This window comes from Caulobacter sp. DWR3-1-2 (assembly GCF_049896225.1).
Taxonomy (GTDB): domain Bacteria; phylum Pseudomonadota; class Alphaproteobacteria; order Caulobacterales; family Caulobacteraceae; genus Caulobacter.
The window spans coordinates 46149-59156 of the sequence record NZ_JAFCTW010000008.1 but is presented as its reverse complement, the minus strand read 5'-3'; the positions used below and the strand labels follow the sequence as shown (position 1 = coordinate 59156).

The window sequence follows — 13008 nt, the reverse complement described above, 5'->3', positions numbered from 1 at the left end:
GGAGGGGCTGTTCTACACGTCGAAGGGGGTGGGCGCAGCCCCGATGACGCCCGTCAGATGCCCCGGCGCTCGGGTCAGGCGCTCGTCGCCGACCTGGTAGAAGCCCAGCAGCGAGAACAGCTTCAGCCCGCCGGCCTCGGCGACCAGTTCTGCGGCGACGCCATCGACCGCGAGGGCCTCGACTATGGCGTGGGCGCCCTTGGCGCTGTCGGTGACCCAGAAGGTCTGGTCGCCGCCGGTCGGTTCGACCTCGACCTCGGCCACCGCGAAGGCGGCCTGCGGCCCCCAGCGCTCCAGGCAGGGCAGGGCGGCGAAGATCTTCAGCTTCGGTTCGGCCAGCAAGCGGCCCCACCAAGCGCTGTCTTGTGTCAGGGCCAGGACGGATACCCCCCAGGGGGTCTTAGCGGCGGCCAGGGCGTCCTTGTCGGTGGCGACCACCTTCATCGGCGGGGCGACGCCGAAGCGCAGGCGGGCCAGTTCCACGGCGCGGGCGGGATCCTTCCCACCCCAGACGGTCAGGTGATAGGGGCCCTGGCTGGTCAGGCTGTCGGACATCAGCTCGCGCCAGATGCGGATGACCAGGGCGTCGCTGGCGGCTGTGCGGGGCGCCGACAGGAGCTTGCGGACAATCAAAGCCTCGCGGGCGGGGCGCAGGCCAAAGCCGGTGTCACCGGACGCCTGTTTGGCCGCCGCCACGGCGCGCGCCAGGCCGGCCCGCTCGTCGAGCAGGGCCAGCAGCTCACCGTCGATGGCGTCGATCCGCCATCGGACCTCGTCCAGCGAAGGCGTCGCCTCGTCCGCCTCGTTCCCCATGATCTATCCCCGAAATTGGAGGCCGGACCATAGACTTTGCCGCCGAAGGCGCAATAGGGCGAGGTCACGGGAAGAAAGTTGCGTGACAGAACGCTCGCATGGTCTGCGCATAGGTGGGGTGTGTGTCGCGTCACGATACGTCTCCCTGTATTATGTATCACCTTGCGATCCGATCTCTGTCGAGGGCGGACGACGTGAACGGCGATTCAGAGCTTCAGGGACGCGCGGGCCAAGGCGATCTTTGACGGGATCAAGCCTGGCAAGGGTTTTCCTGCCGACCTGCTGAGACCTGCGAAGCGAAAGCTGGAAATGCTGCAAGCGGCGACATTGCTTGAGGATCTCCGCTTCCCGCCGGGCAATCGGTTGGAGGCGCTTTTGGGCGTTCGAGCGGGACAGCATTCGATCCGCGTGAACGACCCGTTTCAACTGGTGTTCAAGTGGACGGACGCCGGTCCGGCCGACGTTGAGTTCGTTGACTACCACTAGGCTCGGCAGCCTAACCAATCGAGGAGACCGCGATGCCCGCCCACATCGCCAGCCCCGCAGACCCTCTCGCCCCGGTTCATCCGGGCGAGATTCTGCTGGAGGAATTCATCAGGCCTTTCGGCCTTTCGCCGGGAAAAACCGCCAAGCGCCTGCACATCGCGCGACCGCGCATCGAGAAGCTGGTTCGTGGCCAGACGCCGGTGACCGTCGATACGGCCTTGCGTCTGGAAAAGCTGTTCGGGGCCACCGCGCAGTTCTGGCTCAACCTCCAGACCCGTTATGATTTGGAGACGGCCAAGCGCGCGCTGGCGGGCGACATCGCGTTGATCGAGCCGATCGACGCCGCTGCCTGAGCTCAATAAACGCGCGGCGACGGCCCGGTGTCGAACAGTCCCAGCCGTGTGCGGCCGTTCTCGAACTTCAGAGTGGCCGAAATCTCTGGATCGCGGCCCAGGGCTTGGGCGACCGCAGCGGCGGCGGCTTCGGGGCTCTGCAACGCCTGGCCGGGCGTGGGGGTCTCGCGGACGGTGACGTCCAGCGCGCCCTGGAGGCGGCCATTCTCGCCAACGGTCAGGGCGCCGGTCTTGGCGTCGAGCAAGGCCTCGCCCGCCTTGACCTTGCCTTGCTGGACGCTGAGAGCGCCGCCCGCCTGGGACCAGTCGCGCACGGCGTCGGCCCAGCTTGTTCCGCGCAGGGCGCTGACCTTGCTCAGGCGGATGTCCCACATCAGGGCGGCGGTGCGGTCTTGGGCGATGCGGCCCAGCAGGCCGGTGAACTGGGCCTTGGCGCCGTCGGCCTTGAACAGGATGGCGGCCTGATCATCGGGACCCGGCACGATGTGCAGCACCAGGCCGGCCGTTGACAGCAGCGGGAACGGCGCGGCGCCGGCGGCGGGGGTGAAGAGCAGGTTGGCGCCCTCGACCGAGATGCGCGGCGGATATTTGTCGAAGCCCGCGAAGCTGGCCCGCAAGGCCTGGCCCGTGATCGTCACGTCGCCATTGATCGGCCGCGTCATCACCACGCCAGCCGGGGCGACCACCACCCAATGGCCCAGGCTGTAGGCGTTGGCCTCGCCCTTTAGCCGCGGCGCTCGCAAGGCCCAACCCGACGGTTCGGCGACCCGGGCGTCGGTCAGGGTGATATCCATGCGGAAGGGAAAGCCGCTGAAGGTTCGGGTTTCCCACGACAGGTCGTAGCCGCGCGACTTCATCGACAAGGCCGTAGCGTCCATCCGCTGCTCGACCTGGCCGCGCAGCCAGAACCAGCCGAGGCTCCAGGCCAGAGCAACTATCAACAGCACCACGAAAGGCGCCAGCAGACCACGACGCCGGGGCTTGCGGGACGGTGCGGCGGCGTTATTGGTCATGAAAAGAGCGGCTCCGGTCGGGAAGAGTGATGGCGTCTGACAGCGAAGACCGCTGGGTATTTGGGTATGGATCGCTCATGTGGCGGCCTGGGTTCCCGTTCATAGAGCGAAGAACGGCCGTGCTCCATGGGCGACGGCGGGCGTTCTGCATCTATTCGGTCCATCACCGGGGGACCCATGAGCGCCCGGGGCTGGTTTTAGGCTTGGCGCCCGGCGGCGCGACGCGTGGCGTGGTCTACCGCGTCGCGGCGGCGCAATGGCCTGAAGTCTATGCCTATCTGCGCGAACGCGAGCAGCCGACCGAGACCTATTTCGAGGCCTGGTCAGAGGTGAAGATCGACGGAGACGGAAAGACTTCCGCGCTCGTCTTCCTGTCGGACATGAAGCACAGCCAGTGGGCGGGCTCCCTCACCCTGGACCAGCAATGCGCGCTGATCGCCGGGGCGACGGGCCTGTCGGGGCGCAATATCGACTACCTGCGCGACCTCGTACTGCACCTGCGCGAGGACGGGTTGCGCGACCGGGCGATGGAGACCTTGCTGGCGATGGTGGAGGCGCGAGAGGCCGCCTAACGGATTCTACGACACAATCCCGTTGCTTACGCAACTCTCCGTCCGCCAGGTGCCGTTGCGTTTGCGCAGTAGACAGTTGCGGCCTTTGCCGGCTAGCGACGCCCACTGTGCATAGGTGGAGACGAAGGCGATCGTGCCAGAGGCGGAGATGACCGGTCGGCCGACTTCGTTCCAAGGATAGTCGGCGACGTGTAGGGATCTTTCACTCCAGCCGAAGCCGAGTTTGCGCCAATCGCAAGCCGGGACGAAATGCCGGCCTTCGGACTTTGGAGCGCCCAGGGCAAGGTCAGTCGCCTCGGTGTCAGTCAGTTGGGGAAAGGCATTCTGAAAGCCAGCCGCGTCGGCCGGGCCGTAGCTGAAATGTCCGGCTAGCAGGTCGCGCAGGCTCACGAGACTTTCGGGTTCTCTGAACACCGCCGATAGCACCGCGCAGTCGTCGGCGGTCGCCCGAACAACCTTTTCGCCCGCCACGGCGTTGGATAGGCCGAGACTCATCGAGACGAGCAGAGTCGCGGCGCCTGTTAAAGCAGCCCGTGCTGCAAGCCGCAGGCCGCCCATTTTGATCACTCCCTTTTGGGAGGAGCCTATACTAGGCGAGGTCTCCCGCAATTTCCGCGTGCTGCCTACAGCCCTTCGTCTTCCAGCGCCTTGGTGGCGGTGTCGATGCGGGTCTGGAGCTCGCGCATGAACTCGCCGCGCTTCAGGCCGGCGGGGATTGGCGGCAGGTATTCGAAGACGATCGTGCCGGGCGGCCGCAGCATGCCCTTGGGCCAGTGGACGCCGCAGTTCAGGGCCAGGGGCGTGACCGGCATGTCGAGCTCGCGATAGAGGGCCGCGATGCCGGGCTTGTAGTCGCCCGCGACCCCGACATCGCCGCGCGTACCTTCCGGGAAGATCACCACCTGGCGGGTTTCCTTCATGCGCTCGACAGCGTCGCGCACCAGCTTCTTCAGCGCCGTGGAGTGGCCGGCGCGGTCGATGACGATCATGCCAGCCTTCTGACCATGCCAGCCGAACAGCGGCACCATCAGCAGCTCCTTCTTCATCACGAAACAGGCGTCGGGCAGCAGGGCGAACTGGCTGAAGACGTCGAACATCGACTGGTGCTTGGCCGCGACCAGGGCCGGTCCGGTCGGCCGGAACTGCTCGCCGCGCACCTCGACCTTGACGCCGGCCAGCCAGCGCAGCCCCCAGATCAGGCCCTTGGCCCAGATCGACAGTGACCAGGTGTTGAACCGGCGGGGCAGGGGGAAGGTCACGATCATGGCGATGGCCGTGGCCACCGACCACAGCCAGAAGAACAGCTGGAACAGGAAAGACCGTAGATAGATCAAGACGCTTCCTTCGCGGGCTTGCCGGTGTTCTGGCTCGCCTTCTCCCTGGGACCCAGCTTCAGGAACGCCTCGCGGCCCAGAATCGCCAGGTACTTGCAATATTCCACGGTCATCCGCCGGGCGCTCGTGCCGCCCTTCCACCAGCGGTGGGCGTTGAGGCTCTCGGTGACGACTGGATAGGGATGCAGGGACACGCCGGGCATGGCGGCGCGCAGTTCCAGCATCGAGCGCGGCATGTGATAGTCGGCGGTGACGACGATCAGGCTGCGATAGTCCTTGGCCTTGGCCCATTCGGCGGTTTCGCTGGCGTTGCCGATGGTGTCGGCGGCGGCGTAGCCCAGGTCGACGCAGCACTCGTAGATCGGCCGCACCGCTTTGGTGACGCCCAGCACGTCTTCGCGGGACGCTTCGCGGTTGACGCCGGAGATCAGCAGGCGCTTGCCCTTGCCGGCTTCCAGTAGCTTGGTCGCCTCTTCAAGCCGAACGTTCGAGGCGCCGGTCAGCACCACCACCCCGTCCGAGACCGGCGGCTCCTGGGCAGGCGTCGATTGATCCACGCGACTGGTGAAGGCCAGCAGGCCCACGAACCAGATCATCACCAGGATCAGTATGGCTGCGATGCTCTTCATGGCATGGCTCTCAACAGGCGTAGGGAGGCGGCGCGGGCCGCGATCCCGGCCACCAGCGCCGCCACCAACGGGCAGGGCAAGGGCGCCAGCAGATCGATCCAGGCCAGCGGCAGGACTGGCGTCAGTCCCTGGCCGCCCCCCACTAGCCGCGCCGCCGCCCCGATCATGGCCGCAGCCGCGCCGCCCAGCAAGCCGGCGATGAAGGCCATGCCCGCGAACCGGTTCTGGAACAGGGCGGCGATGAAGCCGTCCTCGGCGCCGGAGAAGTGCAGGATCTCGATCACATCGTGCCGCGCGGCCAAGGCGGCGCGGGTGGCGAAGATGATCACCGCCGCCGCCGCCGAGGCGATGAGGGCGAAGACGCCGATCGCCGCCCAGCCGGCCAGGCGCGCGGCGCGCTCGATGTCGGCGATCCAGCGGCTATGGTCATCGACCACGGCGTCGACATTGGCTTCCTTGAGCGCCGCAGCCAGGGTTTCGGCCGTGGCCGGTCCCTTGGGATCGAGATCCAGGGTAACCAGACGCGGCACGGGCAGGTCGGCGATCAGCGCCTCGCGGCCGATCCACGGTTCGAGCAGGGCCTCGGCCTTGTCCTTGGTCAAGGCGCGGGCCTCGGTCACGCCTTTGACGCCCGACAGGGTCTCGGCCGCGCGCGCGGCGGCGCTGTCGGGCGTCTCGTTGGACCGGGGCCGGACCACGACGGTGGCCGAGCCGGTCAGTTGCGAGGTCCAGCCGGTGGCGGCTCGGGTCGAGGCCAGGGCGGCCAGGGCGGTCAGGCAGGCGAGAAAGCACAGCACCGCGACCACGAACACCAGCGAGCCGTCACGGGCGTCGCGCGGTGGCAGTAGCGGACCCGGCTTCCAGCGGGCGACGGTGAAGGCCTGGCTCATGCCTCGTCCTCCTCGTCGTAGGGCTCGTCACCATAGTCGTCTTCGCCGTCGGCCTCGGCCTCGCCGAAATCGACCAGCCTGCCGTTTTCCAGATGCAGGGTAGGGCGGTTGGCACGGGCGACCAGATCCTCGTCGTGGGTGGCGATCAGCACCGTGGTGCCCAGGCGGTTCAGCTCCACGAACAGCCGCAGCAGGCGCAGCGACATGGCCGGATCAACATTGCCGGTCGGCTCGTCGGCCAGAAGCACGTCGGGCCGGTCGACCACGGCGCGGGCGATGGCCAGCCGCTGCTTCTCGCCGCCCGACAGAGTGGCGGGAAGAGCGTGCATGCGTTCGCCCAGCCCCACCCAATGCAGCAGCTCGGCCACGTCGTCGCGATAGGTGGCCGGCTTGCGGCCCGAAATGCGCAGCGGCAAGGCCGCGTTGTCGAACACTGACAGGTGCTCCAGCAGCCGGAATTCTTGAAACACCACGCCGATGCGCCGGCGCAGGAACGGCAGGTCCTCGCCCTTCACCAGGCTCACGTCGCGGCCGAACAACTGCACGCGACCCCGTGACGCACGGTGAGCCAGATAGATCAGCTTGAGCAACGAACTCTTGCCCGAGCCAGACGGGCCGGTGAGGAAATGGAAAGACCCTGGGTATAAGGAAAAAGCGAGGTCGCTCAGGGTTTCAGGCCCTCGTCCATACCGCATCGAGACGCCCTCGAAGCGAACGACGGGGACGGAGCCATCGTCCAGATCTTCGTCGATGCGCAAGGGTGTGTCGCTGGGGCTTGTGGACATGGCTGGCAAAATCGGCGACCTCGTGAGGTAGGAGCGGGGAGCGTCCGATTCGCGGCCATGATACTGACCTGTCCAGAGTGCGCCAGCCGCTATTTCGTCGATGACTCAAAGGTTGGCGCGGCTGGCCGTGTCGTGCGTTGCGCGTCCTGCGGCGCCCGTTGGACGGCCCGCAACGAAGACGCCCTCGACCTGTTCGACGAACCCTCGGCGGCTGACCTGGCGGCTGATCCCGCCATGGCCGCGCTGGATGGCCCGACCAACCCGGTCGATGATCCCGACGCCCCCGTCAGCGCTCTTCCCGGCGAGGAACTGCCCAAGGTGTTCCGGGCCCGCGCCGACGCCGAGCGGCGGCTGAAGGAAGCCAAGACCACCGGCGTCATCTGGGGCGGCATGGTCGCGGTGATGGTCGTCATCCTGGTCGGAGCCGGCGTCTTCCGCCTGAACGTCGCCCACCTGTGGCCGACCACGGCCGGCGCCTACGCCTTCGCCCGCATGCCGGTGAACAATGTCGGCCTGGTGGTCGAGGGCCTGAAGGCCGAGCCGACGATGCACGAGGGCCACGCCGCCATCACCATCACCGGCGTCATCCGCAACATCACCGACCACACCGTCGCCACCCCGCCGCTGCGGGTCGCGCTGCTGAACGAGCACCAGAAGCGCGTTGCCGGCAAGCTGGCCGCCGCGGCCGATCCGATGATCCCACCCAGTCAGACCCGCCACTTCTCGGTCACCCTGCTGGATCCGCCGCGCACCGCCAACACCCTGGAGATCGGCTTCGCCCTGGAGCCTGGGGCCGCCAGGTCGGCCGGCGCGGCGCCGCATGTGGAGAAGGTTTCCGACCACGAGGCGCCCACCCTGCGCGGCGCGCAAGACCAGCCGGCCCACATCGCCGCGGGCGACGCTTCCCCGTTCCAGAGCGCGCAAGGGGCTGGACATGAGGGCCCCGCTCATGAGACCGGAGCGGCCGAGCCGGCTCCCCACCACTGAAGAATCCGCACATGACCGACCGCGTCGCCCCCGAAGTCCTGATCTCGCAAGAGGAGATCGCCGAGCGGGTGGAAGCCCTGGCCCAGGCCATCGCGCCGCGCATCGACAACGATACCGTCGCCGTCTGCCTGCTGACCGGCGGCCTGTGGTTCGCCGCCGACCTGACCCGGGCCCTGTGGCGCGCCGGCCGCGACGTGCGCTTCGACGCCCTGTGGCTGGCCTCCTACCATGACGAACGCAAGAGCTCTGGCCGCTGCGAGGTCCGCGCCGACCTGCAACGCCCGCTGATCGGCCGCCGCGCCCTGGTCTTGGACGACGTGCTCGACACCGGCCTGTCGCTGGGCGAAGCCGCCCGCCTGGTCAAGGACGCCGGCGCCAGCGAAGTCATGACCGCCGTCTTCGCCCGCAAGCCCTGGGACAAGCCCCGCATCGAACCCGACTTCGTGGCCTGGGAAGCCCCTGCCCGGTATCTGGTCGGGTATGGGCTGGACGACGAGGGCAAGAGCCGGGGGCTGCCCTATATCGGGGCGCTGGACTAACGGAGCCAGTTCTCGATCGACAGGCCTTCGACACGCGAGAATTCACGATCGTTGTTGGTTACCAAAATGTCGTCACCGGCTAGGGCGTGGGCAGCGATCAACATGTCGTTGCCGCCTATCGGCGTGCCGACGCTTTCCAGTTTAGCGCGAATTTCGCCGTAGAGGCGGTCAGCAGGAGGCGTGAGCGGTAGGATTTGGATCACCGCCAAGATCGCTTCCAATTGCGTAGCTAAGCGCGCGGAGCCCTTCTTGGCAGCGCCAAATCGCAGTTCCGCGGCTACAATGACGCTGGTGCGGACATTGGCTTCGCCACGTTGCCTGATGTGTTCGGCCACCCGACCCGCTGGATTGCGCACCAAGTCCGACAGGATGTTGGTGTCTAGCAGCCAACCCTGACTCAAAGCTCGACAGGCTCCGGCGCCGGATCGTCGATTGGATCGAAATCCTCTTCGATTGGCTGCAACGACGCCAGTACGGCCAACAACGACCGAGGCGGGGCTGGTTCGAGGATCAGCTTGTCACCATCTCTGCGCAGGATTGCTTCATCGCCGGGAAACTCCAGCCCGCGCGGAATTCGCACGGCTTGGTTTCGGCCGTTACGGAATAGTCTGACGTGTTTCTCGTAACCCACGGTCGAAGCCTCTGGCATAGGCCTGAGCATAGGCCGCCTTGGTCGATTTGACAACGACGCCCTTAGACCCAGTCCGGCACCACGTCCCGGCTCAGCATCTCCTCATACGTCGGCCGCTCGCGAATGACCGCGAACTTATCGGCGTCCACCAGCACCTCGGGCGCCAGCGGGCGTGTGTTGTATTCGCTGGCCATGGCCGCGCCATAGGCGCCGGCCGACATGAAGGCCACGAGATCTCCCGACGCCAGCGGCGGCAGGGCGCGATCGCGGGTGAAGGTGTCGCCCGTTTCGCAGATGGGTCCCACCACGTCATAGGTCATCTCGCCGGCGCGCGGGATCAGCGGGCGGATGTCGTGGAAGGCGTCGTACATGGCCGGGCGGATCAAGTCGTTCATGGCCGCGTCGATGACCAGGAAGCGCTTGCCCTCCGGCCGTTCGTGGACATGGATCACCTCGCTGACCAGCACCCCGGCGTTGGCGGCGATCACCCGGCCCGGCTCGAAGGCCAGCTTGACGGGCAGGCCCTGGGTCACCTCGCTGACCATGGCCGCGAAGTCGGCGGGCGAGGGCGGGGCGGGCATGTCGAAATAGGGCACGCCCAAGCCGCCGCCCAGGTCCAGGCGCTCGACATGCAAGCCCTCGCCCAGCAGCTGCTCGACCAGGCCGCGCATTTTGGTGAAGGCCTGGCGCATGGGCGAAAGGTCGGTGATCTGGCTGCCGATATGGCAGGCCACGCCGATCGGTTCGAGGTTCGCGTGGTTGCTGGCGTTGGCGTAGAGCCGCGCGGCCTCGGCGAACGACACGCCGAACTTGTTCTCGGACTTGCCGGTGGCGATCTTGGCATGACCGCCGGCCGCGACGTCTGGATTGACCCGAAACGCCACCTTGGCCTTGACGCCCAGCTCGGCGGCCACCGCTGCGACCAGGTTCAGCTCGGGCTCTGACTCGACGTTGATCTCGGCGACGCCAGCTTGCAGGGCAAACGCGATCTCGCCGCGCTTCTTGCCGACGCCCGAGAACACGATGCGATCGCCGGGGATGCCGGCCGCCAGGGCCCGTCGGACCTCGCCCTCGGATACCGTGTCGGCGCCGGCCCCCAGGTCGCCCAGCACCTTCAACACGGCCACATTGGAATTGGCCTTCACCGCATAGGCGATCAGCGGATCAACCACACCGGCGGCCGTCAGGGCGTCGCGAAACACCGTGAAGTGCCGCTCCAGCGTGGCGCGGGAATAGACATAGACCGGCGTGCCGACCTGGGCCGCGATGCGAGCCAGCGGGACGCCTTCACAGGCCAACCCCTCGGGGCCGTATTCGAAATGGTTCACGAGTCTAGCAGCTCTCTAAGGTCAAGCCCCCAACCTCCGTCTTCCCGGCGAAGGCCGGGACCCAGATTCATCAGGAGCCACGGCAGGGTTTCACCTGGGCCCCGGCCTTCGCCGGGGAGACGGGGAAAACGATGCGGCGTTGGTGAAGGGACGCGCTAGTTCGGTTGCGCGCTCGGGAAGCCGGCGCCCGAGGGGCCACCGAAGGGGTCGGGGGCCGTGCCGGCCAGGGGCGCGGCGCGGGTGGTGCGGTTGCTGGACGCCGGGTCAATGTTTTCCTGCGTGCCATTGGCGCGCGCCGGCTTGTTGACCTGGGCCGAGGACTGCCGGCGCTGGGCCTCGTAGACGGCCTTCTTCTGGGCGTTCCACAGCGGAGCGGGGCGCTCCAACTCGGCCTGCTTGCCACAGGCGGTGGCCGACAGGGCCAGGGCGGCCAGGGTGATGAGGGCGATAGGACGGATCATCCGAGCAGTTCCTTCCAACGCGCGATCTGGGCGCGAACCTGGGTGGGAGCGGTCCCACCATAGCTGATGCGGCTCGCCGCCGAGGCGGCGGGCGTGAGCACGGTATAAACTTCAGAGGTGATGCGCGGCTCGATTGCCTGCAAGTCGGCGAGCGCCAGTTCCGCCAGATCAACGCCCTTGGTTTCGGCCGCCTTCACCGCCGAGCCTGTCACGTGGTGCGCGTCGCGGAAAGGCATGTTCAGTTCGCGGACCAGCCAATCGGCCAGGTCCGTCGCGGTCGAGAAACCCGCGCCGGCGGCGGCGGCCATCTTCTCGGTGTTGGGCGTCAGGTCGGCGACCATGCCGGCCATGGCCAGCAGGGACAGCTCCAAGGCGTCGAAGGCCTCGAAGGTCGGGACCTTGTCCTCCTGCATGTCCTTGGAATAGGCCAGCGGCAGGCCCTTCATCACCACGGTCAGGGTGGTGAGGCTTCCCAGGATCCGCCCGACCTTGGCTCGGATTAGCTCGGCGGCGTCGGGGTTCTTCTTTTGCGGCATGATCGAGCTGCCGGTCGTGAAGGCGTCGGTCAGCTTGATGAAGCCAAACATTGGCGTCGTCCACAGCACGATCTCCTCGGCCAGGCGCGACAGGTGCGTGGCGGCGATCGTGGCGGCCGACAGGGCTTCCAGCGCGAAGTCACGCGCCGAGACACTGTCCAGCGAATTGGCGGTCGGGCGGTCAAAACCGAGTTCGGCGGCCGTGGCGTGGCGGTCGATCGGGAAGGGCGAACCGGCCAGGGCCGCAGCGCCCAGCGGGCACTCGTTCATCCGGGTTCGGGCGTCGCGGAACCGCGAAGCGTCGCGGCCGAACATCTCGACATAGGCCATCAGGTGGTGGCCGAAGGTCACCGGCTGGGCCGGTTGCAGGTGGGTGAAGCCCGGCATCAGGGCGTCGGCATAGGCCTCGGCCTGGGCGACCAGCGCTTTTTGCAAAGACGCCAGTTGGGCTGCAGACCTCTCGCAGGCCTCGCGCACCCACAGCCGGAAATCGACGGCCACCTGGTCGTTGCGCGAGCGGGCGGTGTGCAGGCGGCCGGCCACCGGGCCGATCAACTCGCGCAGCCGGGCCTCGATGTTCATGTGGATGTCTTCGTATTCGTCGCGAAACGGAAAGGCTCCCGCCGTGATCTCGCCCTCGATGGCGTCGAGACCCTTGAGGATTTCTTCGCCGTCTTTGCTTGCAATCACGCCTTGACTGATCAACATCCGCGCATGGGCGCGGGAGCCCGCCAGGTCCTGGCTCCACAGGCGCTTGTCGAAGCCGATGCTGACATTGATCGCCTGCATCAGCTCCGCCGGCTTGGCCGAGAACCTGCCGCCCCACATGGCTTGGCCCTGTCCGCCCGTCGCGGTCTGGGGCTTATCGGAGGCGTTGTCGGTCATATGAGCGAATTCCAGTCGGACAGGGAACAAGCCGCGCGCAAGCCCGGCCCGCTGAAGTGGGTCATCGCCGCCGCGGTGATCATCGGCGTCGCGGCGGTTCTATACGTCATCGGCGCAGCTTCGTTCAAACCCGCAGGTGTCACCGACCTCAACGAATTCAAGAAAGCGTCCCTGGCGAAGCTGGATGTGCCGGCCGCGCCGCGCGGCCAGCCGACCACGGTGTTTACCGATGGCGCCGGAAAATCCCTGACCCTCGCCGATTTCAAGGGCCAGGTGGTGGTGATGAACCTGTGGGCCACCTGGTGCGCGCCGTGCAAGAAAGAGATGCCCACCCTGGCCAAGCTGCAGGCCAGCTACGCGACCCAGCCGCTGAAGGTGCTGCCGATCAGCGTCGATCGCGACAGCGACCTCAACCTGGTCCAGGCTCAGATGACCGCCAACAGCCCACTGCAGGTCTATCGCGACCCCGGTTACAAGCTGTCGTTCGCGCTGGATCCCCGCGCCGAGGGCTATCCGACGACGGTGATCTACGACAAGCAGGGCCGCGAGCGCGCCAGGTTGGCGGGCGACGCCGACTGGTCTAGCCCCGAGGCCTATGGCTTGGTCGAGGCCCTTCTGGCCGAGCACTAGGCCCCCGCGCACGTTTGAGTATACCGGTGTTTTTTGAATTGACCCCTCAACAGGGGCATGTCCACTCTGCCGCGCAATCCTGGATTTGGGCCTGCTACCGCTACCCGGACAACTGCGATTGTTACCCGCCCGCTTG

18 protein-coding genes are annotated in these 13008 nt (G+C 67.1%); 6 read left to right on the top strand and 12 right to left on the bottom strand.

Annotation, left to right across the window (positions count from 1 at the left end; genetic code table 11):
• Nucleotides 1-12: 12 nt before the first annotated feature.
• On the bottom strand, nucleotides 13-813 hold the full coding sequence (locus ACP696_RS12865; protein ID WP_426013592.1) for a chorismate mutase: 801 nt from the start codon (nucleotides 811-813) through the stop codon (nucleotides 13-15).
• A 204-nt stretch (nucleotides 814-1017) separates the two neighbouring features.
• On the opposite strand from ACP696_RS12865, the gene ACP696_RS12860 reads away from it, so the two are divergent.
• Together ACP696_RS12860 and ACP696_RS12855 are read left to right on the top strand one after the other, a co-directional pair.
• Nucleotides 1018-1299 carry a type II toxin-antitoxin system RelE/ParE family toxin gene (locus ACP696_RS12860; RefSeq protein ID WP_426013801.1) on the top strand — a complete coding sequence of 94 codons (282 nt, stop codon included), beginning with the start codon at nucleotides 1018-1020 and terminating at the stop codon, nucleotides 1297-1299.
• Between the two features lie 32 nt (nucleotides 1300-1331).
• Nucleotides 1332-1652: a HigA family addiction module antitoxin gene (locus ACP696_RS12855; protein WP_426013590.1), complete on the top strand. Its 321-nt coding sequence runs from the start codon at nucleotides 1332-1334 to the stop codon at nucleotides 1650-1652.
• 2 nt (nucleotides 1653-1654) lie between these two features.
• On the opposite strand, the gene ACP696_RS12850 is transcribed toward ACP696_RS12855, so the two are convergent.
• Nucleotides 1655-2665 (bottom strand): DUF2125 domain-containing protein, encoded by a 1011-nt coding sequence (locus tag ACP696_RS12850; protein ID WP_426013589.1) that lies wholly within the window; start codon nucleotides 2663-2665, stop codon nucleotides 1655-1657.
• Nucleotides 2666-2694: 29 nt separating this feature from the next.
• Here ACP696_RS12850 and ACP696_RS12845 point away from each other — a divergent pair, with 29 nt between their 5' ends.
• The gene (locus ACP696_RS12845) at nucleotides 2695-3237 is read left to right on the top strand and encodes a gamma-glutamylcyclotransferase (protein ID WP_426013587.1); all 543 of its coding nucleotides are present in this window, start codon (nucleotides 2695-2697) and stop codon (nucleotides 3235-3237) included.
• Between the two features lie 6 nt (nucleotides 3238-3243).
• Here the strand turns inward: ACP696_RS12845 and ACP696_RS12840 are convergent, their stop codons facing one another.
• From ACP696_RS12840 to ftsE, 5 genes are all read right to left on the bottom strand, one after another.
• Nucleotides 3244-3795, bottom strand: coding sequence for a hypothetical protein (locus ACP696_RS12840; protein WP_426013585.1), 552 nt, complete (start codon nucleotides 3793-3795; stop codon nucleotides 3244-3246).
• Nucleotides 3796-3860: 65 nt separating this feature from the next.
• Nucleotides 3861-4571 carry a lysophospholipid acyltransferase family protein gene (locus ACP696_RS12835; protein WP_426013584.1) on the bottom strand — a complete coding sequence of 237 codons (711 nt, stop codon included), beginning with the start codon at nucleotides 4569-4571 and terminating at the stop codon, nucleotides 3861-3863.
• On the bottom strand, nucleotides 4568-5200 hold the full coding sequence (locus tag ACP696_RS12830) for a YdcF family protein (protein WP_426013582.1): 633 nt from the start codon (nucleotides 5198-5200) through the stop codon (nucleotides 4568-4570). The genes ACP696_RS12835 and ACP696_RS12830 overlap by 4 nt, the downstream gene beginning before the upstream one ends.
• The gene (locus tag ACP696_RS12825; RefSeq protein ID WP_426013580.1) at nucleotides 5197-6090 is read right to left on the bottom strand and encodes a cell division protein FtsX; all 894 of its coding nucleotides are present in this window, start codon (nucleotides 6088-6090) and stop codon (nucleotides 5197-5199) included. Before ACP696_RS12825 ends, ACP696_RS12830 begins: the two co-directional genes overlap by 4 nt.
• Nucleotides 6087-6875 carry a cell division ATP-binding protein FtsE gene (gene ftsE / locus ACP696_RS12820; RefSeq protein ID WP_426013579.1) on the bottom strand — a complete coding sequence of 263 codons (789 nt, stop codon included), beginning with the start codon at nucleotides 6873-6875 and terminating at the stop codon, nucleotides 6087-6089. The genes ACP696_RS12825 and ftsE overlap by 4 nt, the downstream gene beginning before the upstream one ends.
• 57 nt (nucleotides 6876-6932) lie before the next feature.
• On the opposite strand from ftsE, the gene ACP696_RS12815 reads away from it, so the two are divergent.
• Both ACP696_RS12815 and ACP696_RS12810 read left to right on the top strand, forming a co-directional pair.
• The gene (locus ACP696_RS12815) at nucleotides 6933-7862 is read left to right on the top strand and encodes an MJ0042-type zinc finger domain-containing protein (RefSeq protein WP_426013577.1); all 930 of its coding nucleotides are present in this window, start codon (nucleotides 6933-6935) and stop codon (nucleotides 7860-7862) included.
• 11 nt (nucleotides 7863-7873) lie between these two features.
• The gene (locus tag ACP696_RS12810) at nucleotides 7874-8401 is read left to right on the top strand and encodes a phosphoribosyltransferase (RefSeq protein WP_426013575.1); all 528 of its coding nucleotides are present in this window, start codon (nucleotides 7874-7876) and stop codon (nucleotides 8399-8401) included.
• Here ACP696_RS12810 and ACP696_RS12805 read toward each other — a convergent pair.
• The 5 genes from ACP696_RS12805 to argH all read right to left on the bottom strand — a co-directional run bounded on the left by ACP696_RS12805 (nucleotide 8398) and on the right by argH (nucleotide 12242).
• Nucleotides 8398-8802, bottom strand: coding sequence for a type II toxin-antitoxin system VapC family toxin (locus tag ACP696_RS12805; protein ID WP_426013573.1), 405 nt, complete (start codon nucleotides 8800-8802; stop codon nucleotides 8398-8400). The two genes, ACP696_RS12810 and ACP696_RS12805, sit on opposite strands and share 4 nt — an antisense overlap.
• Nucleotides 8799-9032 carry an antitoxin gene (locus ACP696_RS12800; RefSeq protein ID WP_426013571.1) on the bottom strand — a complete coding sequence of 78 codons (234 nt, stop codon included), beginning with the start codon at nucleotides 9030-9032 and terminating at the stop codon, nucleotides 8799-8801. Before ACP696_RS12800 ends, ACP696_RS12805 begins: the two co-directional genes overlap by 4 nt.
• 62 nt (nucleotides 9033-9094) lie before the next feature.
• The gene (gene lysA / locus ACP696_RS12795) at nucleotides 9095-10360 is read right to left on the bottom strand and encodes a diaminopimelate decarboxylase (protein ID WP_426013569.1); all 1266 of its coding nucleotides are present in this window, start codon (nucleotides 10358-10360) and stop codon (nucleotides 9095-9097) included.
• A gap of 155 nt (nucleotides 10361-10515) precedes the next feature.
• The gene (locus ACP696_RS12790; RefSeq protein ID WP_426013568.1) at nucleotides 10516-10821 is read right to left on the bottom strand and encodes a hypothetical protein; all 306 of its coding nucleotides are present in this window, start codon (nucleotides 10819-10821) and stop codon (nucleotides 10516-10518) included.
• Nucleotides 10818-12242, bottom strand: a complete 1425-nt coding sequence (gene argH / locus ACP696_RS12785) for an argininosuccinate lyase (protein ID WP_426013567.1) — start codon at nucleotides 12240-12242, stop codon at nucleotides 10818-10820. The genes ACP696_RS12790 and argH overlap by 4 nt, the downstream gene beginning before the upstream one ends.
• On the opposite strand from argH, the gene ACP696_RS12780 reads away from it, so the two are divergent.
• Entirely contained in the window at nucleotides 12243-12872 is a 630-nt protein-coding gene (locus tag ACP696_RS12780; RefSeq protein ID WP_426013565.1) for a TlpA family protein disulfide reductase, read from the top strand.
• Nucleotides 12873-13008: the final 136 nt, after the last annotated feature.

Bases quoted from the DNA above. Each gene is read 5' to 3' on its own strand.
- ftsE (WP_426013579.1), bottom strand. From the start codon at position 6,875: ATGTCCACAAGCCCCAGCGACACACCCTTGCGCATCGACGAAGATCTG.
- ACP696_RS12865 (WP_426013592.1), bottom strand. From the start codon at position 813: ATGGGGAACGAGGCGGACGAGGCGACGCCTTCGCTGGACGAGGTCCGA.
- ACP696_RS12815 (WP_426013577.1), top strand. From the start codon at position 6,933: ATGATACTGACCTGTCCAGAGTGCGCCAGCCGCTATTTCGTCGATGAC.
- ACP696_RS12790 (WP_426013568.1), bottom strand. From the start codon at position 10,821: ATGATCCGTCCTATCGCCCTCATCACCCTGGCCGCCCTGGCCCTGTCG.
- ACP696_RS12840 (WP_426013585.1), bottom strand. From the start codon at position 3,795: ATGGGCGGCCTGCGGCTTGCAGCACGGGCTGCTTTAACAGGCGCCGCG.
- ACP696_RS12810 (WP_426013575.1), top strand. From the start codon at position 7,874: ATGACCGACCGCGTCGCCCCCGAAGTCCTGATCTCGCAAGAGGAGATC.
- ACP696_RS12780 (WP_426013565.1), top strand. From the start codon at position 12,243: ATGAGCGAATTCCAGTCGGACAGGGAACAAGCCGCGCGCAAGCCCGGC.
- ACP696_RS12855 (WP_426013590.1), top strand. From the start codon at position 1,332: ATGCCCGCCCACATCGCCAGCCCCGCAGACCCTCTCGCCCCGGTTCAT.
- ACP696_RS12825 (WP_426013580.1), bottom strand. From the start codon at position 6,090: ATGAGCCAGGCCTTCACCGTCGCCCGCTGGAAGCCGGGTCCGCTACTG.
- ACP696_RS12850 (WP_426013589.1), bottom strand. From the start codon at position 2,665: ATGACCAATAACGCCGCCGCACCGTCCCGCAAGCCCCGGCGTCGTGGT.
- ACP696_RS12830 (WP_426013582.1), bottom strand. From the start codon at position 5,200: ATGAAGAGCATCGCAGCCATACTGATCCTGGTGATGATCTGGTTCGTG.
- argH (WP_426013567.1), bottom strand. From the start codon at position 12,242: ATGACCGACAACGCCTCCGATAAGCCCCAGACCGCGACGGGCGGACAG.
- ACP696_RS12845 (WP_426013587.1), top strand. From the start codon at position 2,695: ATGGCGTCTGACAGCGAAGACCGCTGGGTATTTGGGTATGGATCGCTC.